General features: G+C 50.3%; 1 pseudogene. It reads left to right on the top strand.

Annotation, left to right across the window (positions count from 1 at the left end):
- Positions 1 to 256: pseudogene (locus Q5Y71_RS17305) on the top strand (transposase); the annotation flags it as partial.
- Positions 257 to 366 lie beyond the last annotated feature (110 nt).

Genomic DNA, 366 nt, shown 5'->3' on the forward strand with positions numbered 1-366 from the left:
GCGGTCAGGGAATGCCCCGTTTGGATGCGATACGCCAGATGCAGATAACTGAGCAGATGTTCTATCGCTGGCGCAAGCAGTATGGCGGGATGGGAGCCGACCAACTGAAGGAACTCAAGCGACTACAAAAGGAGAATGAGAGATTGCGCCGAGCAGTATCGGATCTCACACTGGACAAGTTGGTTCTGTCTGAGGCCGCAAAGGGAAACTTTTGAGCCCTTCACGTCGCCGTGCTTGTATTGACCACATACGAAGCCGATTTCACATTTTGGCTGACACAGAGTTTTGAACACCCTCAGTTTTGAACACCCTCCGATGTGACTCTAATTTGGTATTCACTTTGCCCCTCCATAGTAACTGGGTTAA

The sequence above is a fragment of the Microbulbifer sp. 2205BS26-8 genome (assembly GCF_030731025.1).
Classification (GTDB): domain Bacteria; phylum Pseudomonadota; class Gammaproteobacteria; order Pseudomonadales; family Cellvibrionaceae; genus Microbulbifer; species Microbulbifer spongiae.